Origin of the sequence: Rhodococcus sp. (in: high G+C Gram-positive bacteria) (assembly GCF_049591685.1) — a bacterium.
Taxonomy (GTDB): domain Bacteria; phylum Actinomycetota; class Actinomycetes; order Mycobacteriales; family Mycobacteriaceae; genus Rhodococcoides.
In genome coordinates this window covers 1-22,440 of record NZ_JBAWFH010000245.1, presented here as the reverse complement: position 1 = coordinate 22,440, position 22,440 = coordinate 1, and the positions used below count along the sequence as shown (strand labels likewise).

At 65.4% G+C, this 22,440-nt stretch carries 22 protein-coding genes; 8 read left to right on the top strand and 14 right to left on the bottom strand.

Features of this window, described 5'->3' with window-relative positions; translation table 11 throughout:
* A partial coding sequence (locus WBQ44_RS10345; protein WP_495566600.1) for a solute carrier family 23 protein occupies window positions 1-650 on the bottom strand: 650 nt, incomplete at its 3' end.
* A gap of 171 nt (window positions 651-821) precedes the next feature.
* On the opposite strand from WBQ44_RS10345, the gene WBQ44_RS10340 reads away from it, so the two are divergent.
* Together WBQ44_RS10340 and WBQ44_RS10335 are read left to right on the top strand one after the other, a co-directional pair.
* Window positions 822-1,361: a nucleotidyltransferase family protein gene (locus WBQ44_RS10340; RefSeq protein WP_495566599.1), complete on the top strand. Its 540-nt coding sequence runs from the start codon at window positions 822-824 to the stop codon at window positions 1,359-1,361.
* Between the two features lie 24 nt (window positions 1,362-1,385).
* Window positions 1,386-1,808: a P-loop NTPase family protein gene (locus tag WBQ44_RS10335; protein ID WP_495566598.1), complete on the top strand. Its 423-nt coding sequence runs from the start codon at window positions 1,386-1,388 to the stop codon at window positions 1,806-1,808.
* On the opposite strand, the gene WBQ44_RS10330 is transcribed toward WBQ44_RS10335, so the two are convergent.
* From WBQ44_RS10330 to WBQ44_RS10290, 9 genes are all read right to left on the bottom strand, one after another.
* Complete coding sequence (locus WBQ44_RS10330) at window positions 1,777-2,466, bottom strand: haloacid dehalogenase type II (protein WP_495566597.1); 690 nt, start codon at window positions 2,464-2,466, stop codon at window positions 1,777-1,779. The genes WBQ44_RS10335 and WBQ44_RS10330 overlap by 32 nt on opposite strands.
* The gene (locus WBQ44_RS10325; RefSeq protein ID WP_495566596.1) at window positions 2,463-2,891 is read right to left on the bottom strand and encodes a DUF1707 SHOCT-like domain-containing protein; all 429 of its coding nucleotides are present in this window, start codon (window positions 2,889-2,891) and stop codon (window positions 2,463-2,465) included. The genes WBQ44_RS10330 and WBQ44_RS10325 overlap by 4 nt, the downstream gene beginning before the upstream one ends.
* 36 nt (window positions 2,892-2,927) lie before the next feature.
* Window positions 2,928-4,724: an acetyl/propionyl/methylcrotonyl-CoA carboxylase subunit alpha gene (locus tag WBQ44_RS10320; RefSeq protein WP_495566595.1), complete on the bottom strand. Its 1,797-nt coding sequence runs from the start codon at window positions 4,722-4,724 to the stop codon at window positions 2,928-2,930.
* A gap of 145 nt (window positions 4,725-4,869) precedes the next feature.
* A complete protein-coding gene (locus tag WBQ44_RS10315) occupies window positions 4,870-6,357 on the bottom strand; it encodes a condensation domain-containing protein (RefSeq protein WP_495566594.1) in 1,488 nt (495 codons plus the stop codon).
* A gap of 201 nt (window positions 6,358-6,558) precedes the next feature.
* Window positions 6,559-6,975 carry a SufE family protein gene (locus WBQ44_RS10310; RefSeq protein WP_495566593.1) on the bottom strand — a complete coding sequence of 139 codons (417 nt, stop codon included), beginning with the start codon at window positions 6,973-6,975 and terminating at the stop codon, window positions 6,559-6,561.
* A 2-nt stretch (window positions 6,976-6,977) separates the two neighbouring features.
* The gene (locus WBQ44_RS10305; RefSeq protein ID WP_495566592.1) at window positions 6,978-7,874 is read right to left on the bottom strand and encodes a sulfurtransferase; all 897 of its coding nucleotides are present in this window, start codon (window positions 7,872-7,874) and stop codon (window positions 6,978-6,980) included.
* Between the two features lie 46 nt (window positions 7,875-7,920).
* Complete coding sequence (locus tag WBQ44_RS10300) at window positions 7,921-9,348, bottom strand: condensation domain-containing protein (protein WP_495566591.1); 1,428 nt, start codon at window positions 9,346-9,348, stop codon at window positions 7,921-7,923.
* On the bottom strand, window positions 9,326-10,798 hold the full coding sequence (locus WBQ44_RS10295; protein WP_495566590.1) for a condensation domain-containing protein: 1,473 nt from the start codon (window positions 10,796-10,798) through the stop codon (window positions 9,326-9,328). The genes WBQ44_RS10300 and WBQ44_RS10295 overlap by 23 nt, the downstream gene beginning before the upstream one ends.
* 30 nt (window positions 10,799-10,828) lie before the next feature.
* Window positions 10,829-12,268, bottom strand: a complete 1,440-nt coding sequence (locus WBQ44_RS10290) for a condensation domain-containing protein (protein ID WP_495566589.1) — start codon at window positions 12,266-12,268, stop codon at window positions 10,829-10,831.
* Between the two features lie 480 nt (window positions 12,269-12,748).
* Here WBQ44_RS10290 and WBQ44_RS10285 point away from each other — a divergent pair, with 480 nt between their 5' ends.
* Window positions 12,749-14,098: a hypothetical protein gene (locus WBQ44_RS10285; RefSeq protein WP_495566588.1), complete on the top strand. Its 1,350-nt coding sequence runs from the start codon at window positions 12,749-12,751 to the stop codon at window positions 14,096-14,098.
* On the opposite strand, the gene WBQ44_RS10280 is transcribed toward WBQ44_RS10285, so the two are convergent.
* On the bottom strand, window positions 14,079-15,368 hold the full coding sequence (locus WBQ44_RS10280) for a glycosyltransferase (RefSeq protein ID WP_495566587.1): 1,290 nt from the start codon (window positions 15,366-15,368) through the stop codon (window positions 14,079-14,081). The genes WBQ44_RS10285 and WBQ44_RS10280 overlap by 20 nt on opposite strands.
* A gap of 157 nt (window positions 15,369-15,525) precedes the next feature.
* Between WBQ44_RS10280 and WBQ44_RS10275 the strand changes: the two genes are divergently transcribed.
* Together WBQ44_RS10275 and WBQ44_RS10270 are read left to right on the top strand one after the other, a co-directional pair.
* Complete coding sequence (locus WBQ44_RS10275) at window positions 15,526-16,857, top strand: hypothetical protein (protein ID WP_495566586.1); 1,332 nt, start codon at window positions 15,526-15,528, stop codon at window positions 16,855-16,857.
* Between the two features lie 76 nt (window positions 16,858-16,933).
* Complete coding sequence (locus tag WBQ44_RS10270) at window positions 16,934-17,380, top strand: flavodoxin domain-containing protein (protein ID WP_495566585.1); 447 nt, start codon at window positions 16,934-16,936, stop codon at window positions 17,378-17,380.
* Here WBQ44_RS10270 and WBQ44_RS10265 read toward each other — a convergent pair.
* The 3 genes from WBQ44_RS10265 to WBQ44_RS10255 form a co-directional block, all read right to left on the bottom strand.
* Window positions 17,366-18,010, bottom strand: coding sequence for a Maf family protein (locus WBQ44_RS10265; RefSeq protein WP_495566584.1), 645 nt, complete (start codon window positions 18,008-18,010; stop codon window positions 17,366-17,368). The two genes, WBQ44_RS10270 and WBQ44_RS10265, sit on opposite strands and share 15 nt — an antisense overlap.
* A 5-nt stretch (window positions 18,011-18,015) precedes the next feature.
* Window positions 18,016-18,336 (bottom strand): acyl-CoA carboxylase subunit epsilon, encoded by a 321-nt coding sequence (locus WBQ44_RS10260; protein ID WP_495566583.1) that lies wholly within the window; start codon window positions 18,334-18,336, stop codon window positions 18,016-18,018.
* Between the two features lie 101 nt (window positions 18,337-18,437).
* The gene (locus tag WBQ44_RS10255) at window positions 18,438-20,078 is read right to left on the bottom strand and encodes an acyl-CoA carboxylase subunit beta (RefSeq protein ID WP_495566582.1); all 1,641 of its coding nucleotides are present in this window, start codon (window positions 20,076-20,078) and stop codon (window positions 18,438-18,440) included.
* 139 nt (window positions 20,079-20,217) lie between these two features.
* On the opposite strand from WBQ44_RS10255, the gene WBQ44_RS10250 reads away from it, so the two are divergent.
* The 3 genes from WBQ44_RS10250 to WBQ44_RS10240 all read left to right on the top strand — a co-directional run.
* Window positions 20,218-21,048, top strand: a complete 831-nt coding sequence (locus WBQ44_RS10250) for a biotin--[acetyl-CoA-carboxylase] ligase (RefSeq protein ID WP_495566581.1) — start codon at window positions 20,218-20,220, stop codon at window positions 21,046-21,048.
* 92 nt (window positions 21,049-21,140) lie between these two features.
* Window positions 21,141-21,752, top strand: coding sequence for a PH domain-containing protein (locus tag WBQ44_RS10245; RefSeq protein WP_495566580.1), 612 nt, complete (start codon window positions 21,141-21,143; stop codon window positions 21,750-21,752).
* 75 nt (window positions 21,753-21,827) lie between these two features.
* Window positions 21,828-22,440 (top strand): response regulator transcription factor (locus WBQ44_RS10240; RefSeq protein WP_495566579.1); only part of this gene is annotated, 613 nt, incomplete at its 3' end.

Below are 22,440 nucleotides of genomic sequence, written 5' to 3'. Positions count from 1 at the left end.
GTGCTGCCGATGACGAGCCCGAGCAGTACTGCGATGGTGGCCATGAAACCACGGAAGAACCGTTGGATCAGGACGATGACCAGCAGGGTGCCGATGGCATACGCCATCCATCGACCGTTCGTCGGATCCTGTTCGTGCGTCGCAGGATTGGTCACTGCATCGTTGACCGCAACCGGAAGCAGGGCCACCCCGATGATCGTGATTACGGTACCCGTCACCACGGGCGGGAAGAACCTCAGCAGCCTGCTGAAGTACGGTGCCATGAAAAACGTCACGAGTCCGGCCACGATGACCGCGCCGTAGACGTACAGCAATCCCTCGGTGCCTCCGCCGTTCGCCATCGCGATCGCGATGACCGGGGAGACCCCGGCGAACGTCACACCCTGCAGCAGCGGCAGACGCACGCCGATCTTCCAGAAACCGACAGACTGAATGATCGACGCAATGCCGCACGTGAACAGGTCGGCATTGATCAGGTGGATCAACTGCTCGTTGGTCAGACCGATCGCACCGCCGATGATGATCGGCACCAACACCGCGCCGGCGTAGAACGCAACGACGTGCTGAAAGCCGTAGGCGGCGAGCTTCGGAACCGGGAGAATCTCGTCGACCGGGTGGGTTCGACGACGCCTGGTGGGGATCACGGACATGGACACCTCGCGGTAGCGGCAAGTCGGGATGATCCTGCGACGCTGCAGGAGATGGAAGTCAATACGATCCGCCATCGCGCGTGTTCCCGCTACTCGAACGGGCACTACAGTGGGATTTTCGACGGTGACATTTTCGGCGGTGACACCGTCGACGGTTGATCGGAGGCGGGCGTGACCGAACGTGCAGTGGGAGTGGTGCTGGCGGCCGGTGCCGGGTCTCGCTACGGGTCGCCGAAAGTTCTCGCGCACGGGGGCCGTTGGCTGGGCGCCGCCGTGGATGCACTCACCGGGGGAGGGTGCGACAAGGTTGTCGTCGTGCTGGGCGCCGCCGATGCTGCGATGCCGAGCGGCGCGCGGGCGGTGTACACCCCCGATTGGGAAACCGGAATGAGCGCTTCCTTGACGGCAGGCCTCACTGCCGCGGGCGACGCCGATTTCGCCGTCGTACACGTGGTGGACACCCCGGATGTGGGTGCCGACGTGGTCCGCGCAGTCCTCGACGCCGCCCGCGCATCGCAGGCCCACCTGGCCCGCGCAGTGTTCGACGGTTCCCCGGGACACCCCGTCGTGTTCGGATCCGAGCACTTCGCCGACGTCATCGCCTCGTCCACCGGTGATGCAGGGGCCAGAGGATTTCTGCGCGGCAGGTCCGATGTCACCGCCGTCGAATGCTCGCAGTGGGCGACGGGTGTGGACCACGACTATCGGTAGAGCAACAGTTGATACCGTGATTCGGTGATCCTCGGCTTCGACGACAGCTTGCCTGCAAGGCCCGGCCGGGTCATCGTTGTGGGCACATCGGGTTCGGGCAAAACGACCCTCGCGTCTCGAATTGCCGACATTCTCGATGTCCAACATATCGAGATCGACGCTCTGTTCCACGGTCCCGAGTGGACGCCTCGCGTGTCGTTCGAAGCGGACGTCGAAACGTTCAGCTCCAGGCCTGCGTGGGTTACGGAGTGGCAGTACGGATCCGTACGCGAACGTCTCTCGGAGCGCGCCGATCTCGTTGTCTGGCTCGACCTTTCACACCGCACAGTGATGCGTCAGGTCATCGCTCGAACCCTGCGTCGGCGATTGCGCCGTGAGGTGGATCGATGGACCGCCGGGCCGATGACCGACGTCGTCAGCTCCGCAACGCGTCCGCCAACTCCGTGATCGAGTCGACGACGAAATCCCAGTCGGACTCGGCGCCCAGGTCCGTCGTCTGGCCTCCGCCGTGTTCGTTCGGACGCCGCACGAATGCCGTGCCGAAGCCGCAATCCCGCGCGGCGGCGAGGTCACTGTTGTGAGCTGCCACCAACATGCATCGATGTGGTTCGATGCCGAGAATGTCGGCGGTCCGAAGGTACGCCTCCGGTGTGGGTTTGTAGGCGCGGACCGGTTCGGCGCCCAGAATGGCGTCCCACGGTAGACCGGCGCTCTTCGCCATGTCCAGCAACAGCGAAATGTTGCCGTTGGACAACGGTGCCACGACGAAGTTCGCTTTGATGCGCGTGATGCCCTCGACGGAGTCCGGCCACGGATCGAGTCGGTGCCACGCCAGGTTGAGGTCCGCGATCGCGGCCTCGGACAGGTCGATCCCGTGCTCCGACAGTACCGTGCGAAGGCTTTCGAGATGCAGGACGTCGAGTCGAGTGAAATCACGTGCACCGGAACGAACCTGTTCCATCGACGGTTGGTACAAACTCCGCCATCGGTCCGCGAAAGCGTAGGAATCCACCGAACTCGGGACGACTGGGCCGACCTCACGGGCGACACTGGTGCGCCAGTCGACGACGGTTCCGAACACGTCGAACAGAAGCGCTTCGGTCACTCGCCCTTCCTCTTGGGCTTGTCTCCGCCGTAGACCAACGCGCCCATGAGGGGGACGAGGAGGAAAAACAACCAACTGTTCGACACGGGAACGACGAAGAACAGGATCAACGCTACGAAGGGTGTGACAGCGAGCAACGTCTTGCGCCAGTCCCACCCTCCGTCCGACTGCCCGTGGTCGGAGGTCGCGACGGGGTCCGCGGCGCGCACGACGAGTGGCCGCGCAGCGGTCGGCTGAAGGGACGGGGCGGGTAAATCTGTGAAGACCGTGTCGAGTTGACCACGGGTGACCGCCGCTGCCACCACGGCGCTGCGCTCGTCGAACTCGGGGAGGGTCAGTCGGCCCTCCCCGAGGTGCCCGCTGAGTGCGGCGAGGGCCTGCTCGCGGTCTGCGGTACCAACACGAACGTCCGGGTCGTCGGTCATGAGAAACAGACTAACCCGGACGTTCGTGTTCGGTCGCTACTTCAGTTCTGCGAGAACGGATCCCTGGGTGATGGCGGATCCGGGGCTGACGGCGAGGCCGGTGACGATGCCTGCCTTGTGGGCGTTGACGGGGTTTTCCATCTTCATCGCCTCCAGCACGGCGATGAGATCACCTTCGGCGACTTCCTGGCCCTCTTCGACGGCGACTTTGACCACGGTGCCCTGCATCGGCGCGGTGACAGCGTCACCGGACGCGGCCCCGGCGCCTGCGCCGCCCCGCCTGCGCGCCTTCGGCTTGCGGCGAATCGCACCGTCTGCGGCTGCGGCGTTGCCGCCGCCAAGGGAGAACTGGCCGGGCAGCGAGACTTCGACGCGGCGGCCGCCGACCTCGACGACGACGGACTGACGCGGCGCCGCGTCTTCTTCGTCGATCGGCTCACCGGCGGTGAATGGGGGAACCTGGTTGTCCCACTCGGTTTCGATCCAACGAGTGTGCACATCGAAGGATTCCCCGTCGCCGATGAACGCGGGATCGGAGACCACTGCGGTGTGGAACGGGATGACCGTCGCGAGGCCTTCGACGGTGAACTCGGCGAGCGCACGACGCGAGCGGGCGAGGGCCTCTTCGCGGGTGGCGCCGGTGACGATGAGCTTGGCGAGCATCGAGTCGAACTGGCCGCCGATCACCGAGCCCGATTCGACACCGGAGTCGACGCGCACTCCGGGGCCGGAGGGGGCGATGAAGGTGGTGACCGGTCCGGGGGCGGGCAGGAAGCCGCGGCCTGCGTCTTCGCCGTTGATGCGGAACTCGAAGGAGTGTCCGCGCGGTTCGGGGTCTTCCGTGATGGAGAGTTCTTCGCCGTTGGCGATGCGGAACTGCTGGAGCACGAGGTCGATGCCGGAGGTTTCTTCGGTGACGGGGTGCTCGACCTGCAGGCGGGTGTTGACCTCGAGGAAGGACACGAGGCCGTCCTGGCCGACGAGGTATTCCACGGTGCCTGCGCCGTAGTAGCCGGCTTCTTTGCAGATGGCTTTGGCGGAGGCGTGGATTTCGGCGCGCTGCTCTGCTGTGAGGAACGGGGCGGGTGCTTCTTCGACGAGTTTCTGGAAGCGGCGCTGCAGGGAGCAGTCGCGGGTGCCGGCGACGACGACGTTGCCGTGCTGATCGGCGATGACCTGTGCTTCGACGTGGCGGGGCTTGTCGAGGTAGCGCTCGACGAAGCATTCACCGCGGCCGAACGCGGAGACGGCTTCGCGGGTGGCGGAGTCGAACAGTTCGGGGATTTCCTCGCGGGTGCGGGCGACTTTCATGCCGCGTCCGCCGCCGCCGAAGGCGGCTTTGATGGCGATGGGGAGACCATGCTCGTCGGCGAAGGCGAGGATCTCGTCGGCGTCCTTGACGGGTTCGGAGGTGCCGGGAACAGAGGGGGCTTTGGCGCGCGCGGCGATGTGGCGGGCGGTGACCTTGTCGCCGAGGTCGCGGATGGACTGCGGGGACGGCCCGATCCAGATCAGGTTGGCGTCGATGACGGCCTGGGCGAAGTCGGCGTTTTCGGAGAGGAAGCCGTAGCCGGGGTGGATGGCGTCGGCGCCGGACTTGGCTGCGGCGTCGAGGATTTTGTCGATCACCAGGTAGGACTCGGCGGAGGTTTGCCCGCCGAGGGCGAAGGCTTCGTCGGCGAGGCGGACGAAAGGTGCGTCTGCGTCGGGTTCTGCGTAGACCGCGACCGAGGTCAGGCCTGCGTCAGCTGCCGCTCGTATCACCCGAACTGCGATCTCGCCGCGGTTCGCGACAAGGACCTTGGTGATATGTGCACTGGCATGGCTGGGCACTGAGCCTCCTGTGGTGTCGAGTGTTCCGTGCCGGCCTGGGTCAAGCCGCACTGTGAAAGGGCGTCTTCGGAGTTTAAGCACAGTCGAGAACGTCACCTAACTGGAGGGTGATTATCCGGGGAGTCTCCAGCAATCCGAGGAAGCGCTACTGGGTGGTAGGAATCGGCCCGGTAGCCGCAGCATCGAGGGGACGAAGACCGGACAGCTGCTCGGGTAGCGTCGCCGTGCCGGTGTCGACGACTTCGTCGACGATCCTTCGCAGAGCCGTCACGTACCGGTGCACATTGGTCGTCGCCGTCTCCGTGTTGGGATAGCGGGCCGAGATATTAACGCCCCGTGGAGTGCGATTGATCCAGATGTACACGTCGTGTGCGTATTGCTTGCTGCGCAGTGCGCGCGCGTTCCAGTCGGACCAGTGGTCCGCCATGGGCGCGAACCGGACGTCCATGAACGAGACGACGAACCGTGGCGTCGCGGAAGTCCCGAGTGCTCGGAACACCCGGTCGAGGGGCACCCGCGCGACAGGCTTCGTCGAGGTGATCTGTTCGGTCGCCCTGGCGACGACGGCTCCGAACGAATCGGCGCCCGCGAGGTCGAACGCAACCGGGCACAGTCCAACGAACCACCCGAGCGACGACGCCCACTGCGGCTGATCGCGGGTATGAACCGGAGTGATCGTGCGAAAGTCGGTTTGGCCGGACAGGTCGGCACCTGCGACCGCAAGCGCCGCGAGCAGGCCGGAGAACAAGCTGTTACCGGTCTTGCGGCAGGCCACCGAGAACGCGTCGGCACGGTCTGCGTCGAGAATCCAGGCCGAGAGTCCACCCTGCGGTGCCGAGGGGTCCCCCGCCTCGCCGATGTTCATCGGAAACGCGGGAAACTGTCCCTCACCGTCGGCCAAGAATTTCTGCCACGTGGTCACTGCTTCATGGGTGTGCTCGAGCTCGGTGTGGATGCGCCGCTCCGAGACGCCGAAGTCCAGGTAACTACCTGCGTCGAACAGCTGGGCGGGAGTGCCGTCCTTCGCCTCGGCGTACAGCGCGGAAATCTCGTGCGCGACGAGCACCGTCGACAGTCCGTCGATGATCGAGTGGTCGGCGGCAAAGAAGACGGTGACCTTGTTGCTTTCATTCGACAACACATCGCCCGCGAACGGCTCGAGCGTCACGAACGCATACGCCGGCCACGCCAGGGGAGAGGTGAACTCGTCGAACAGATAATGCAGGTGCTCGAAAACCTCGTGGGACTGCGAGCAGGTCTCCTGCTCGACCTGCCAGATGTCGATGGCCCCTTCGGCGGCCGTGACGCGTGATAACTCGCCGGACTTTTCGTCGATCGACGCATTTGAGCGCATGGACTCGTGCCGGTCTATCCACGCCAGCACGGCTCGCCTGAAGGCGGGCTTGTCGAGCGGGCCGTCGATATCGAACGCAGCCCCGAGCCAGCTCTCTCGACCCCGGCGTGGGCTGGCGAGGCTCGTTCGAAGATGCGCCTCGTGCACGTACGACGTGGGACGGTCGTCCGGCTCCCACCCTGCTGCCACCGGGTTGCTCGCGTGCGGACCCACACTGGGGATCCACTCGGTGATGGTGCCTGCAGGTATGGGGTAGTCGGCCAGCTCGGTGAACTCCATGCGGCAACAACCAATACTTCTCGCGGGCGATGAACGGGATCGACGTACGAACCGGGTGACGGGGCCCTGGGCCATATCGCGTACGTCCGGCGGCGAGTCTACCGATCGGCAGGTGTATCGATCAAGACGGCCTGTTCAGGGACCAGGCCGCCTCGACCGATGAACCTCCATTACCGACGAAAGAGTACCGACGGAGCTCGTCTACCGACGCACCTGACGCTTGATCCGCGTCAGCATTGCGGACATGCCGCGCAGGCGCAGTGGACTGACCGCCTCACCGAGTCCCAGCGCCATGTAGAAGTCGTCGGGCACGTCGAGAATCGCCTGCGCGCTGCTGCCGTCGAGGCCCTGATGCAGTATCGACGCGAATCCACGGGTCGTCGGGGCCTCCGGCGGTGCGCTGAAATACAGCCGGACGTGTTCGAGATCCTCTGCGTCGACGGCCAGGAACAGCGGAGACTGGCACTCGGGCACCGGTTCCATCGCCGCTTGCTCGAGATGAATCGGGAGCTCGGGCAACTCGCGACTGAACTCGAGCAACAGCTGCAGCTTGTCCTGGGCGCCGACGGCAGCAAAATCGTCGACGATCTCCGCCAGCGCTGCGGGCATCTCCGCCATCGTCAGGCGTTTCCGGGCGCGCTGCCGGGCTCTTCGCCGCGGGCGATGGGGACGCGAACGGCGTTGCCCCACTCGGTCCAGGAACCGTCGTAGTTACGCACGGACTCGTGACCCAGCAGGTGAGTGAGGACGAACCACGTGTGGCTCGAACGCTCGCCGATGCGGCAGTAGGCGATGACTTGATCGTTGGCGACGATGTCACCGTAGATCTCGTCGAGTTCGGCTCGAGTGCGGAAGCGCCCGTCCGGTGCAGCGGCCTTGGCCCACGGAATGCTCACTGCCGTCGGGATGTGACCGCCGCGCAAGGCGCCTTCCTCCGGATAGTCGGGCATGTGCGTCCGCTCACCGGTGTACTCGGCCGGCGACCGCACGTCCACGAGGGGGATCGAACCCAGTGACGACAACACGTCGGTCGAGAATGCGCGGATGGGTGCGTCGTCGCGATCGGTGACCGGGTAGTCGGTGGCCGGGTACTCGGGCACGTCGAGAGTCGTCTCGCGGTTCTCCGCAATCCAGGCGTCGCGGCCGCCGTCGAGGAGTCGCACATCTTGGTGCCCGAACAGCGTGAAGACCCACAGCGCGTACGCGGCCCACCAGTTGCTCTTGTCGCCGTAGATGACAACGGTGTCGTCGCGGGAAATCCCCTTGCGACTCAGCAGCGCTGCGAACTGTTCTCCGTCGATGTAGTCCCGCGTGACGGGATCGTTGAGGTCGACGTGCCAATCGATCTTGACGGCGCCGGGAATGTGGCCGACGTCGTAGAGGAGGACGTCTTCGTCGGATTCGACGACCTTGAGGCCCGGACTTCCGAGATGTGCGGAGAGCCATTGCGTGGACACAAGGCGGTCCGGGTGCGCATAGTCGGCGAAGGCGGGGGTCGGATCTGCTGCTATGGGCACTTCTTCTTCGCTCCTACTGGATCGACACGAGCTGACCCTGTCGATCCTAGGCTGTCGGTGCGACGAGCGAGAGGTCGTGCAGAGCCTCGTCCTGCAGAGTCTCGTCCTGCAGAGCCGCGTCGTGCAGCACCTCGCCGTGGAGAACCTCGATGAGACGCGACACGAACCGCGCCATCACGGCGTGCGCTGTCGGTGTGTCGGGGAATCGAGATCGCAGCGCCAGGCCGTCGGCAGTCCGGGACACCCAGAATTGCGCGTCGTCGGCCGTGGTGACGTTGCTGATGTGGTGTGCCGACCTCTTCGTGGCGTGGGCTCCGGGTAGGGCCCGGTAGTCGATGTAGGAAATCATGAACACGTCGTGTCTCGTCCGGGTGAACGCGTTGCCGAGCGCCCCCAGAACCCGGGGGATGGGGACCGTTCCGAGTGGCAATGCAGCCCGGAACGACGAGTGTGCCGACGCCAGCGTCGCGTCGAAATCTGCGCCTACATCGACGACCATCGGTGCGTTGGTGGTGAACCACCCGATCGCGGTGGCCCACCGGGCATCGCGTCGCGTGTGCAGCGGGAAAAGCATCGGCAGTGTGGATGGACCACCGATCTCCGCCACTGTCTGGGCCATCCCGGCGGTCATGCCCGCGAACATTCCGGCACCGACGGAGCGACACCGTCGTTCGAAGCAGTCGGCGGCAACCGCACTCATCAGCGGTTCGATCGTGGTCGCTTGCGGGGCGTCTCCGTCCGACGGAACACCGAGGTCGAACGGGAAGGTCGGGGTCGATCCGCCGCTGCCCGCAACGAACTGCGCCCAACTCCGGATGCGTGGATCGGTCGATGGCACTTCCGGGGTCTGCGCCTCCTCGGCGCAGAACTCGACGAAACTGCCCACCGCACCGATATCGGCGTCCACCGGCCGGCCCGCCTTGCGGGCGTCGTAGAGCGCGGTCAGTTCGTCGGCGACCACCGTCATCGACACGGCATCCACATGGGCGTGGTCGAACCCACAGACAACGGTCGACCGGTCGACGCGATCGATCGCCGCGAAGCAGTACGACGGACTCCGCGTGGGACGGCACATCTCGTCGAAGCGCGCACGGAGATGAGACGACACGTCATCTGCTGCTCCGAGGATATGGGCGCGAGGATGGCTGACCGAGATGTGGGCACCATCGTGGACGAGTCGCTCGATCGCGGAGCCGCGAGCACGAAAGCTCGAACGCAGGGCGGCGTGGCGTTCGACGAGGGCAGCGATGGACCACGTCATCGCGTCGATGTCGACGGACCCCGATACGTCGAATGCGACCGCGATCCACACGGCCGCGCCGTCCGTACCGGTTGCACACAGTGCCGAAGACAAGTGAAAGCTCTGATTGAACGACGGGGGGACGTTCGAGAACGTCCCGTCACCGAGGTCGACCGGCCACTCCAGGTACGTCCCGGGCGCGGTCGCGAATTCAGTGATCGACGTGACCTGCATCGACCGTGACACCGCCTTCCGCAGCGGCGAGCGTGACGTCTCGATCGAGGCTGTATTCGCCGTCCCGTGCGACGGCTTCGAGCACAGCTCGAAGGTGCGCGTGATAGCGCGCGACGGACGCGGCGGCTACGTCGTTGTCCGGTACCTGCGCGCACAGGTACAGGTGGTCGGCGTCTCGATTGATCCACATCGAAGCGTTGGACGTTCGGCCCTCGCCGGTGAAGTGTTCGCCGCGTGCGTCGGCGGGTCGACCGACACCGGGGAACCAGCGAAAGTCGATGTAGGACAACATGTTGGGTGCTACCGCTAGTTCGCTGCCGAGCGTGCCGTCCGCCGCCAGAGCGCCGAGAACAGCGTGAACGGGAACGGCTGCGACGGCCTTCGACTGTTCGAAGGCGAGATGGGCGCGCGCAGCCACCTCTGCGAACGTCGACGCGTCGCCGACGCGGAAGGCAACCGGTGCGAAGTTGACGAACCACCCCTGGGACTGCGCGTAGTCGCCCAGATGGCGGGTGCTCAGGACGGTGATGCCGAAGTACTCGTCACGGCGTGCGAGTTCGAAATCGGTCACTCCGACCGCTGCGAACACCCCGCTGCTGATGCGCGCGCCCGCAGCCTTGCATGCGCGGTCGAAGGCCGCGGTCGCATCGGCGTCGAGGAGGTGATGCTCGACGATGCGTACCGGCCCACGTTCACCGGCGGCCAAACCGAGATCCAACGGGAACCGGGGCATTCTGCCGTCGTGTGCGCGGAAGATCTGCCGCCACGCGTCGATCTCCGGCGCATCCGGTTCGTACTGCGCAGCTCGTGCGCGCTCGTCGGCTGCATAGACGAGGTGACTGCCCGCGTCGGCCGGCGCGGGCGCGTCCAAGCCGGTCTCGATGGCGTACAGATCCGCCAGTTCGCTGATGACCAACGCCTGAGATCCGCCGTCGGTGAACGCATGATCCGCGGCGTAGTACAGGGTGAAGCCGTCCGCGCGCTCGACCGCGCCGACGACGAAGCCGGGCCATCGAAAGGCTGTGGCTTCCGCGGAGAACCGAGCACGGACATATCGCTGGAACTCGGCGTCGGTCGAGAACGTGCCCACATCGTCAGGAGCGAAGGAGGCAACCTCCCTCTCTGCCAGTCGACGCACCACCGCATCCCCGTCCATCTCGAACCAGCAGCGCAGTAGCTCGTGCCGCAGGACGTACGCCGCTAGCGCACGTGAGAGTGCGTCGCGATCGAGAGCGCTGTCCAGTTCGGTGGCGACCCCGGTGTATGCGTGGTGGACTTCGCCACGAGCGGCAGCAGCAGCGGCCGCGCGAACGTGGTCCTCCTGCAGGAACGACAGGGGAGCCGAATGAACGGGCGCGTTGCGCGCCGTTCGACCGGCCTCCGAGGTCGGGTGCCATTCGAGCAGTCGACCCGGGGCGGGTCTCCAATTGTTCAGAGCCGTGATGATCATTGTTGGACAGTGTTCCTTACTCTCGGTTCCCTACTCTCGCCCTGCACCGACCACTTCGGCCACCGAATGCAGCGCCCCGCTCGGCTCGTCGATGATTTCGGTCATGACGGTCACGAATTCGGTGATGAAGCGGTGCACGTTGGTGGTCGACACGTCCGAGCCCGGGAACCGAGCCGAAATGTTGAGGCCCTGCAATGTCCGGTTCACCCAGAAGTAGACCTCGTCCTCGGCGTAGCACTCGCTACGCAGCGCGCGTCCCTTTCGAACCTGCCATTCTTCTCCGTCGGGCATGAAGCGGAGATCGATGTACGAGACGACAAAGCGAGGAACCTCGGTGGTGCCGAGCAACGATGCCACCCGCGAGTACGGCACCGCCGCGAGACCCTTGTGTTCGCCCGCCCCCGCAGCGCCGCACCTAGCCGCGTCGGCGAACGTGCGCGCTTCGTCGAGTCGGATCTGCACCGGAAGAATTCCGACGTACCACCCAACGCTGGCCGCCCACTGCTCGGCGGAACGAGTGTGCATCGGCATGACGGTGCGGAACGTGCTCGAGCCGTTCAGCCGCGCGTTGACCAGAGCCAACGACGCGAGAATTCCGGACTGCATGTTCTGTCCCGCAGCGCGGCACGCCGCGTTGAAGCGATCGACCTGGTCCGCGGTGAGAAGCCACGAGGACACGCTGCTCTGACGCGTGGCGAGACGGTGGTGTGCCGGCGAATCCTCGGACCGTAGCGGAAGGGGAAACTGGGGAAACCGGCCGTCTTCGTGATCGAGGAACTCGGCCCACGTGCGCACTGCCTCGTGCTCGGCATCGATCGATTCGCCGAGCGCGCGTTCGGTCGCGGAGAAGTCGACGTAGCTCCCCACTGCCGGTAGTTGAGGATCGGTTCCTTCGAGTGCCTGTGCATACAGGCGGTCCAGCTCGTTGATGGCGTAGATCTGGCTGTAGGCATCCATGACCGAGTGGTCCGCGGCGAAGACGACGAGAAACTTGTCCTGTTGCGGGGCGCTCGCGGCCACGTGCAGCTCGGGCACCACGGTCGCCATCACGAAATGCGGCCACAGCGTCGGGGAAACGACATCGGCGAACCACGACTCGAGATGCTCGAACACCTGTGATTCGCTGCGGGTCGTGTGCTCCTGGCGCTCGTCGACGCGCACGGCGTCCGCTGGAACGGTGTAGCGGTGCCACGTGCCGTCGGTTGCGTGCTCGACACGGGTACGGAAGGCCTCGTGCCGCGCGAGATAGCCGATGATGGTGCGGCGAACTGCATCGACGTCGTACCTGCGGTGAATCTCGAACACCGTTCCGATCCACGATCCGTCGTTGCCTCGGTTGCAATGGTCCTCGTGGGTGAACGACACACCGCGGGCGTCTTCGGCCCACGCGGCGGAATCGGTCACCGCGGGCACCCACTCCGTGAGCGTGCCGGCAGGAAGCGGGTAGTCGGCCAGTTCGGTGTATTCCATCGCGTATCCAATTCCGAGCTCGGCCAGTGACAACTGGCGGCGTGAGTGCTGAGTAATGCAGGCGACGTACCGATCGGTGCAATGCCGACAACGAAACGAACGCGCGCGAATCTGCCATCGCAACGATGCGCGGCAGAAGGGACGAGAACGACAATAGGTGGAAGCGAGAAGTTATTCGCCGTGCAAAGAAGTGTTGTTGATCACTGACGTAGCTGTTGACGGAATTCGTCTCGTCCGGGTGCCCGGGGCGGTTCACATGTGGATGTGGTAAGTCATTGCAGCGCAACGAGAATCACGCAGGGGAGCCGTTGCCGGTGGTTGATGTCGGCAATGGGGGATTGGACCGTTTTCGTAGGCAATTGCAAGTAACGCGGAACGTACCGAGCCGTTTGTCGCATTCGTTCGTTCACCTCCGCGCTGTTTTGGAAACAAAGAATTTACTTTCCGTTGCGACGGTGATTCTGTAGTACATTTTTTCGAATGACCCGAATTGGATTTGCGGATCACCTGTTCCTGCGAATGCATCACGGCATCGGCAAACCTGTGTCCAATCAATTCCTGTGGCTGTTCGACTCGGCGATCACCCGTGAAGAACTCGACATTCTGCATTCACGACTCGCCGAGGGGTTACTTGCGCGAGCGGTTGTCGAACCCGTCCTCCCCACAGCGAGGCACCGATGGATCGAATCGGAACGATCGCTCCCGATGGACATCACGCCGGTCGCCATCGGCGCGGACGGCGTTCGGTGCTGGGCCGAACAACGCGCCTCCGCCGGACTGGACCCCGAACGGGGCGTCGGCTGGCAACTTGCGGCGGCGCACATCGACGGCGGCAGCATGGTCGTCTCGCTCGTGTGCTCGCACATGATCGCCGACGGCGCCGCGATGATTGCCGCGATCCGCAACGCAAACACTGCCCAGCCTCGGGGCTCCGTGCGCTCGGCTCCCGCTCTGGGGGTGCGGCCACCCGTTCTCCGGGCAATCGTCGACGACGTCATCGACACCGCGCACCAAGTGCGTCCCATCCTCGCGTGGGCGGCAGGCAAAACAGTCGCCACGCTGACGCGCTCGCGCGATGTCGCGCCGAAGAACATCCCGGTCGAGCCTCGTCGCAGCGCGGCGCGGATCTCCGAAGAACCGTGGAGTCCGCCGTACGTGGTCGTCGACTGCCCGGTGGACGAGTGGCGAGCTGTCGCTGCGCAGCGCGGCGGGACGTCCACGTCGTTGTTCATCGGCCTGATGACGGCGCTGTCGTACGAGTTCGGCCGTGCCCGTCCGGGAGACGAGCTTCGCTGGTCGCTGCCTTACAGTAACCGTGACCTCGCCGACGCGGCGGCCAACTCCACCAAGATCGTTCCGCTGCACGTCACGGTTCCCGACCCCGCTGACCTCGACCTTTCGGGCATTCGCAAGGCGAGCAAGCTTGCCTACGGTGAGTTGGCCGCCCGAATTGCGGCCGACGGCTCCACCGGTTCGATACCGTTACAGCTCGTTCAGATGCTGCCCGATGCCGTCGTTCGACGCTTGCCGATGCCCGCGGACGGGGCCGAAGGGTTGTGCTCCAACCTAGGATCGTTGCCCGACGACTTCGTGACGATCGGCGGCGTTCGTGCAAGAAGTGTCAGCGCGCGAGCAACATTCGTCGGAGCCGACGCCACGTTCGCGCGGACGCTCGGGGGTGGGTTCACCGCCTGGGCTACCGAGACCGACGAGTACGTCACCGTCACCCTGCACGGCATGGACCCCGACCGAATGCACAGCGACGATTCGGTCCGCGACGCGGTGGCCGCGGTTCTGACGCGGTGGTCGATCACCCACCGCTTCTGGTGACAGCTCGCTCGGCGAGGTCTGCCGCTGCGCTGACCGCCGCCGCGGGAGGCGTCATCGAACGCCCGAGCGCTCGGGCATCAGTGGCCGTTGCGGGCGCGAGCAGGGTGTCGATTCCCTCGATGAGCGAGCGCGTGTCGAGGCGCGAGAACCTCATCGCCGTGCCGGCACCGGTGCGTTCGAGCGCGGCTCCCCAGAACGGTTGATCCGCGCTGAACCAGCACACCATGGTGGGCAATCCTGCCCGTACGCTCGCTGCCGTCGTTCCTGCTCCGCCATGGTGCACTGCCGCCGCGCACAGAGGAAACGTCACGGCATGGTCGACCGCGCCTACTGTTGCAACCACCGATCCGGGTTCGACGCGACGGTCGATCGCACTCCACCCCGAACTCACCAGGGCTCGGTGACCACCCGCCTCGCACGCTGCGGTGATGGTGCGCAGAAGCTGTGCTGGATCGCGTACGGGCATGCTGCCGAATCCGAAGTACACGGGCCTTTTGCCGTCCTCGATCCAGTCACGCAGCGGCGAACCCGGCGACACGTCTTCTCCGAAAGTGGGGGTGGGCGAGGGCAATTCGAGAAATCCCACGAACGGCCTGTTCGGACCCCATTCCGCCTCCAGGCCGGGGAACAAAGCACCGTCGTAAGCCTGTATCTCGATGCCACCGTACTGTGCGATTCTCGCCGACAGTGGGGTGCGCGCCTCCGCCAGTCCGAGGTCGACACGTTGGGTGTTCTCCCGCGCACGCATGGACCGCCACCGAATGGATTCGAGAAGGCGCCAGGTAGCTCGGTTGACCGCCGGTGGCAGCGCGCGGCCGGGAACCACCGACATCGAACCGTTGGTCCGCACCGGGCAGTAGTGCAAAGCGAGGAACGGAATGTTATGCGCCTCGGCAATATTGAACGTCATTTCCTGGCCCAGGGTGCCGGTCAGAGCAGCGTCGGCTCCGACCGCCATCTCCGACAGGCTGCTCGTCATGCCGTCCCACCCGTAGTTGGCCAACTCGGCGAGGGCTGCGAACCGACGGCGAGGATTTCGGGATTTGATGTCCGTCCGCACCAGCTCCGATTCGAGAAGCTCCTTGGTGTCGGGTCCGAACGGGACGACGGCGACGCCGTGCGCGAAAGATGTTGCCGCTGTGACCCAACTCACCAAATTCGGGGGTGCACCGAACACGACCTCGTGCCCACGCGCAGAGAGCTCCAACGTGAGCGCCACACCGGGTTGAATGTCACCACGGCTGCCGGTGAACGGCAGAACGAACCTCATTTGCGCACTCCTACGGCAGAGTCTTTCCGGCCCGCATCTGCCGACCTGGAACCTACCACCGGAACGCCTCGTCGGCGCGAGAGACGCAGAGCCGCAACGTGCTTTGCGACCGTCACTTTGTTCTGCTTGCCGGCGTCCCCCGCGATAGTCTCGGTCGGTGAGCAGACTGACCTACGACGACGACCTGTTTCTCCGCATGGAATGTGTGCTCGGCGTTCCTGTCGTCAACCAGATCGTCTGGCGATTCGACGAACCCGCGCCGCACGAAGCCCTGGAGAAGATGTGGCGCAACCTCGCTGCGGGCCCCCTCGATCGCAAAGTGGTTCGTGCGCGACTACCGGGGGCCCGAGACAGGTGGGTGCCGGGAGCGGTCACCGTTCCGCTGACGAAGGGCGCCGCCGTCGTCGATTCCTCGGGTGTGGGCACGTGGATGCATGACCGAGCTGCGACCCCACTGGACCCGCTGCACGGTCCGTCATGGCAGCTCTCCTACGCCGACGTCTCCGATGGGGGCTCGCTCGTCTCGCTCGTCGCGTCCCACGTGGTCGGCGACGGGGGTGCACTGACATCGGCGGCCATTGCCGCCCTCGCAGGCCCCGAAGAACCGGACGACTTCCGCTCGGCATGGGACGTTCCTTCGGCGAGCGATGTGCACGACTCCGTCGGGCAACTCCGCGCCGCCGCAACCGGAACGGCGAGAGCCCTCGTCCGCGGGCTTCGTGCGATTCCGGCGCGAAGAACGGTCGAACGGTCACAGGAGTCCGCAGCGACGAAGGCGTCGATCCCGAGTGCCGCGTCCGGCCGGTTCACCCCCAGTACCGTCGTGGTGGATTGCCCGACACAGCAGTGGACCGCCGCCGCGGTCGGTGCGGGCGGTAGCGCCAACAGCCTTCTGGTCGCCGTCGCGCTCGGCATTCTCGCGGAGAGCGGTCGGGTAGCGCACACCGATTCCGTGCGCGTGTCACTTCCGGTCAGCACGCGCGTGACGGGAGACGTGCGTGCGAACGCCACATCGGGGGTAGCCATTTCGGTTGCCGGCGACAGTCACCGGCGATCCGATCTGACGGCCGTGCGTCGAGACAGCAAAGCCGCGTTCACCGCTCTCGCCGATGCCTCGCACTCCACCACGTTCGAGCTCACCAAGCCACTGATGCAGATGTTGCCCGATGCGGTCGTCGCCAAGGCCTCGAAATCAGCGACGGCGCCGCTGTGTCTTTGCTCGAACCTCGGTGACCGGGGTGAGCGAGCGCGATTCGTCGGGGGCCTGCGGGCGCGATCGGTGGCCATGAGGTCGATCACCCAGAACACCACCGCGGAACTACTTCGTCGAACGCGCGGCGGAGTCAGCGTTTGGTGGAATCACTCCGGGGAGACTTCGACGCTGTGTGTCACAGGCTTGGATCCGGACTGCTTTCCCACTGCCGAGCGCCTACGCGAACTCGTCGCAGTCGAGTACGACCGGTGGCAGATCGAGCCGACGTTCTGGTGAGGCTATGCTTATCCACCGATTCGTCAGCAGAGCGAGTCGTCGGGGCCAACGTAGCGTGTAAGAAGGGGAGACGGACATGGCAGTGGTCGTGTTGTTCGGTTCGGAGACCGGTACAGCGGAAGAAGTCGCGGACAAGATCGCCGAGGTGTTGGTCGACCACGACGCCGAGGTACGCGACATGCTCGAGTACGAGGTTTCCGAGATCGACGCCGACGATTTCCACGTGGTCATCTGCTCGACCTACGGCGACGGCGAGCTTCCCACCGGCGCCGAACCGTTCTACGACGCGCTGGTCGAGGATGCTCCCGACCTGACCGGACTGCGGTTCGCGCTCTTCGGTCTCGGCGACCGCGTGTACGAGGACACGTTCAACCGCGGGGGCGAAATCATCGCAGAAAAGCTCGTCGAACTCGGCGCTCAGCAAGTCCACGAGCACGCTCGGCACGACGCATCGTCGAACGTCAAGCCCAAGGCGCAGGCGGAGGATTGGGCGCGCGAACTGACCGAGCTACTCGCCGGCTGAATCGCCGGACCGGGGTCGGCCCGTCCACAGTCGGGCCATCGGCACGCCGACCTCGGTGAGCAGGCGTCGCACCAGGGGGAGACCGATGCCGATGACGCTGGAAGGGTCGCCCTCGATACGATCGACGAACCAACCGCCCAGCCCGTCCAGGGTGAAAGCTCCCGCTACTTCGAGCGGCTCGCCGGACGCCAGGTAGGCCTCGAGATCCTCCGCGGAGGGCTCGGCGAAATATACCGTCGTCGTACTGCAGGCAGCGGCGACGGCAACGGCCGTGCCATCGATTACCCGGACCACCGCATGGCCCGTCAGCAACCCGCCCGAGCGGCCGGCCATGGTGGCCCAACGCTCGCGCGCGATCTCGACGGTGTGCGGCTTGCCCTGCAGGTGGCCGTCGATCGACAGCATCGAATCGCAGCCCACGACGATCGCGTCGTCGAACTCGCCCATCACAGCCTCGGCCTTGGCCCGCGCCAAGGACACCACCACGTGCTCAGGATCGGGGCGCTCGCCGAGCGCTTCGGTCAGCGCGTCCTCGTCGACGCCGGACACCCGGACAACGGGGTCGACACCCGCATTGCGCAGCACACCCAAACGCGCAGGAGACGCAGACGCGAGGACGAAACTCGGCACGCGAATCAGTAGCGCTGCGAAGCCGCGAACGAGTACGGCGAGAACGGCGCATGCGTGCGGTGCATCGACGCCGGAGTTCCCCACAGTTCGGGCGGCCTGCTGTCCTCGACCGTCGACGACGCAGATGCAGCAGCCGCGGACAAGACGGTGACCAAGGCAGCGATATCCTCGTCCGTCGGGTTGCCCTTGACGACACGGATCGCATCGCGCGACTCCGCAGCACCAGACGCTGCGTCGTCCGCGCCGGGCGTGTCCACTTCCTCGGTCACGTCGTCGACCATCGGTTCTGCCACTACCGTCACTGCATCCTCCTCTGTGGTATCCATCAGCTCTCGATCGACCACACTCACCGAGTGACAGTCCGCCGGGGCGCTCACCGAGTCATAGTTCGCCGGGGCGCTCACCGAGTCATAGTTCGCCGGGGCGCTCACAGTGGTATGTTTCCGTGCTTCTTCGGGGGCAAGGAAACCTGTTTGCGTTCGAGGAGGCGCAGGGCGGAGACGATCTGTCCGCGGGTGTGGCTCGGGGGGATGACGGCGTCGAGGTAGCCGCGTTCTGCTGCGATGTAGGGGTTGACGAGGGTGTCCTCGTATTCCTGCTGCAGCTTCAGGCGCAGTGCGTCGACGTCTTCGCCGTTCTTGGCGGCTTCGAGGAGCTGTTTGCGGTAGACGAAGCCGACAGCGCCGGAGGCACCCATGACGGCGATCTGCGCGGTCGGCCAGGCGAGGTTGACGTCGGCGCCCATGTGCTTGGAACCCATGACGTCGTAGGCGCCGCCGTAGGCCTTGCGGGTGATGATGGTGATCTTCCCGACGGTGGCTTCGCCGTAGGCGTAGAGCAGCTTTGCGCCGCGGCGGATGATGCCGTTGAACTCTTGGCCGGTGCCGGGCAGAAACCCGGGCACGTCGACCAACGTGATGATGGGGATGTTGAAGCAGTCGCAGGTGCGGACGAACCGTGCGGCTTTTTCGGAGGCGTCGATGTCGAGGGTGCCGGCGAACTGGGTGGGTTGGTTGGCGACGATGCCGACGGAGCGGCCGTCGACGCGTCCGAAGCCGACGATGATGTTGCGGGCGCGGCCTTCTTGGACTTCGAGGAATTCGTCGTCGTCGAGGATGCGGCGGATGACCTCGTGCATGTCGTACGGGGTGTTCGGTGAATCGGGGATGAGGGTGTCGAGTTCGAGGTCTTCGTCGGTGAGGTTGTCCTCGATGCCGCCGACAATCGGATCCGACGGCGCCAGTCGCGGGGCTTCGCCGCGGTTGTTCGAGGGCAGGTAGCCGAGCAAGTCGCGGACGTAGTCGAGTGCGTCCTGTTCCCCGGAGGCGACGTAATGCGCGACACCGGATTTCTCCATGTGGGTGTGGGCGCCGCCGAGTTCTTCCATGGTGACGTTTTCGCCGGTGACGGTTTTGATGACGTCAGGTCCGGTGACGAACATCTGGGAGGTGCCGTCGACCATGACGACGAAGTCGGTCAGGGCGGGTGAGTAGACGTGTCCGCCGGCAGCGGGCCCCATGATCAGCGAGATCTGGGGGATGACGCCGGAGGCTTGGACGTTGCGGTGGAAGATTTCGCCGTAGAGCCCAAGGGAGACGACGCCTTCCTGGATGCGGGCGCCTGCGCCTTCGTTGATGCCGATCAGCGGCCGGCCGGTTTTGATGGCCAGGTCCATGACCTTGACGATTTTTTCGCCGTAGATTTCGCCGAGGGAGCCGCCGAAGACGGTGGCGTCCTGGGAGAAGATGCAGACATCGCGTCCGTCGACGGTGCCGTAGCCGGTGACGACGCCGTCGCCGAAGGGGCGGTTGTCGGCCATGCCGAAGTTCTGGGAGCGGTGGCGGGCGAGGGCGTCCATTTCGACGAAGGAGCCTTCGTCGAGCAGTGCAGTGATCCGTTCGCGGGCGGTGAGCTTGCCTTTGGCGTGCACCTTCTCGATGGCGGCTTCGCCGGACGGTGCCATGGCCGCTTCGCGGCGGCTACGCAGGTCGGCGAGCTTGCCCGCCGTGGTGTGGATGTCGGGCTGGGTGGCCTCGTCCTGCGCAGTCGAATCCTGAACACTGGTCATGGGCAAACACTTTAACCACGGGTGTGCTGCGCGTCTCGACCCAGGGGCGCGTTGATGAGGACGCGTGTTCGAGCTACTCGCCGGTAGTGCTCAGCACCTCTGCTCGTTCACTCCTCCTTCGAACCATATGCTCGTTGCCATGTGGAACAACCTCGACCGCCCCCCACTCGACGCCGTGGCACTTCGAAGGGCACTGGTCGGCGGCCCCCAAGCGTCGTGGTCGCGGTTGGAGGTGGTCGAGCACACCGGATCGACCAACGCCGATCTGATGGCCCGGGCCGGCGAACTCGCGGACCGTACGGCACTCGTAGCGGAACACCAGGACAGCGGTCGCGGTCGGCATTCACGGCCGTGGTCGGGTGCGCCCAGATCGCAGATCCTGGTGTCCGTCCTCGTCCGTTTCCCCGGTATCGATCCCGCGGTACTCGGATGGCTTCCGCTGCTGGCCGGGGTTGCCGTCGTCGACGCTCTCCGCACGGTCGCAGCGGTGGACGCGGCTGTGAAATGGCCGAACGATGTCCTCGTCTCCGGCCGCAAGGTAGCGGGCATCCTCGCCGAGGTGGCTGCGCACGGGGGCACCCCGGCAGTGGTGGTCGGCATCGGGCTGAACGTATCGCTGACCGAAAACGAACTGCCAGTGGAGACCGCAACCTCGCTGGTACTCGAGAACGCGGCAGTCACCGATCGAGACACCCTCCTGCGGGCCATTCTTCGGGGCATCGGCGCCGAGGTCGACTCCTGGCGAGACTCGAACTGGAGCACCGACCAGCTCGCCCATCGGTACCGCGAACGGTGCGACACCATCGGCCGCCGTGTGCGAGTCGAGCTGCCGGGAGACCGTCGTCTCCTCGGTGAAGCCGTCGACGTCGACGGGCACGGCCGGATCGTCGTTCGGGTCGGCGACACGGGGGAGGACGTGGCCATTGCAGCGGGCGACGTGACGCACCTGCGTGCAGTCGACAAGGCGTAGGCGGCTCCCCACCTATCGATCACGCCGCCGCGCGAACCGCGTGGCAGGATCGCCTCGTACAGAGCCGTATGTCGCCCGAGGAGGCAGGAACGATGGGGTACCCGGAGGACGCGCTCGCAGAAGAGGAAGAACTCCTGCTTCATCACCACCCACATTGGAAGATGCTCGTTCTCCCCGCTCTGACGTTCATTCTCGCCACCGCGGTCGCAGGATTCGCCATCGGTCTCATCCCAGCGAAGCTCACCGATTCTTCGGCGACGATCGCGTACGTCGTCGTCCTCGTGCTCTGGGCCGTCGTCGTCGGCTGGCGCTGCGTGGCACCGTTGATCAGCTGGCGATGCACACACTTCATCGTCACCGACCGTCGTGTGCTCATTCGTCAAGGCGTGATCACTCATTCGGGCATTGATATTCCGATGGGCCGGATCAGCAATGTTCAATTTCGGCACGCCCTCGTCGACCGGATGTTGGGCACCGGAACGCTGATCATCGCCTCCGCCTCCGACGACCCCCTGGAATTCGACGACATTCCTCGCGTTCAGCGGGTGCACTCTCTCCTCTACCAGCAGGTGTTCGATTCGCTCGATTTTCGGCGTGGCAACGATCGCGAGTACGACGGCATCGACCACGAAAGTGGTGAGGTGTCGGTCGAGGATTCACCTGAGTCCGCTCGCCCGGGGTGGCGCGCTGGTAGGCGCCGGTAGACACCTGGGTTCCGCCGCCGACCCGGTCGGGCGGCTTCGCAGCACCGTCACAGATTCCCGCCGTAGGCTGTCCGCGTGACCGACGTGCTACTGGCAGAAGACGACGAAGCAATCGCTGCACCCCTCTCCCGGGCGTTGGGACGTGAGGGCTACACCGTGACGGTCGAACAAACCGGACCCGCGGCGCTGCAGCGCGCGTTGGACGGCCACTACGACCTGCTGATCCTCGACCTCGGATTGCCCGGGATGGATGGACTCGAGGTCTGCCGTCAGGTACGCGCCAGCTCGTCCGACCTCGCCGTCCTGATGTTGACGGCTCGCACGGACGAGGTCGACTTCGTTGTGGGTCTCGACGCCGGCGCCGACGACTACGTGGGCAAGCCGTTTCGACTCGCAGAGTTGATGGCCCGGGTCCGTGCCCTGTTGCGTAGGCGGGGACCATCAGAGGACACCCCGATCGAGGTGGGTGGCATTCGGCTCGAGCCCGCTGCTCGCCGCGTACTCGTTGGCGGCAACGAGATTTCGCTCGCCAACAAGGAGTACGAGCTGCTCAAAGTGCTTCTCGACCATGCCGGTCAAGTGGTCTCCCGAGAGACAATCCTGCGTGAGGTGTGGGGCGACGCCGAACTCCGCGGATCGAAGACCCTCGACATGCACATGTCGTGGCTGCGCCGCAAGATCGGAGACG

What these genes read in the sequence shown, in the direction of transcription:
- WBQ44_RS10270 (WP_495566585.1), top strand. Translation starts at nt 16,934, where the DNA reads ATGGCAGTGGTCGTGTTGTTCGGTTCGGAGACCGGTACAGCGGAAGAA.
- WBQ44_RS10250 (WP_495566581.1), top strand. Translation starts at nt 20,218, where the DNA reads ATGTGGAACAACCTCGACCGCCCCCCACTCGACGCCGTGGCACTTCGA.
- WBQ44_RS10310 (WP_495566593.1), bottom strand. Translation starts at nt 6,975, where the DNA reads ATGGCGGAGATGCCCGCAGCGCTGGCGGAGATCGTCGACGATTTTGCT.
- WBQ44_RS10315 (WP_495566594.1), bottom strand. Translation starts at nt 6,357, where the DNA reads ATGGAGTTCACCGAGCTGGCCGACTACCCCATACCTGCAGGCACCATC.
- WBQ44_RS10260 (WP_495566583.1), bottom strand. Translation starts at nt 18,336, where the DNA reads ATGGATACCACAGAGGAGGATGCAGTGACGGTAGTGGCAGAACCGATG.
- WBQ44_RS10255 (WP_495566582.1), bottom strand. Translation starts at nt 20,078, where the DNA reads ATGACCAGTGTTCAGGATTCGACTGCGCAGGACGAGGCCACCCAGCCC.
- WBQ44_RS10290 (WP_495566589.1), bottom strand. Translation starts at nt 12,268, where the DNA reads ATGGAATACACCGAACTGGCCGACTACCCGCTTCCTGCCGGCACGCTC.
- WBQ44_RS10285 (WP_495566588.1), top strand. Translation starts at nt 12,749, where the DNA reads ATGACCCGAATTGGATTTGCGGATCACCTGTTCCTGCGAATGCATCAC.
- WBQ44_RS10295 (WP_495566590.1), bottom strand. Translation starts at nt 10,798, where the DNA reads ATGATCATCACGGCTCTGAACAATTGGAGACCCGCCCCGGGTCGACTG.
- WBQ44_RS10325 (WP_495566596.1), bottom strand. Translation starts at nt 2,891, where the DNA reads ATGACCGACGACCCGGACGTTCGTGTTGGTACCGCAGACCGCGAGCAG.
- WBQ44_RS10300 (WP_495566591.1), bottom strand. Translation starts at nt 9,348, where the DNA reads ATGCAGGTCACGTCGATCACTGAATTCGCGACCGCGCCCGGGACGTAC.
- WBQ44_RS10280 (WP_495566587.1), bottom strand. Translation starts at nt 15,368, where the DNA reads ATGAGGTTCGTTCTGCCGTTCACCGGCAGCCGTGGTGACATTCAACCC.
- WBQ44_RS10245 (WP_495566580.1), top strand. Translation starts at nt 21,141, where the DNA reads ATGGGGTACCCGGAGGACGCGCTCGCAGAAGAGGAAGAACTCCTGCTT.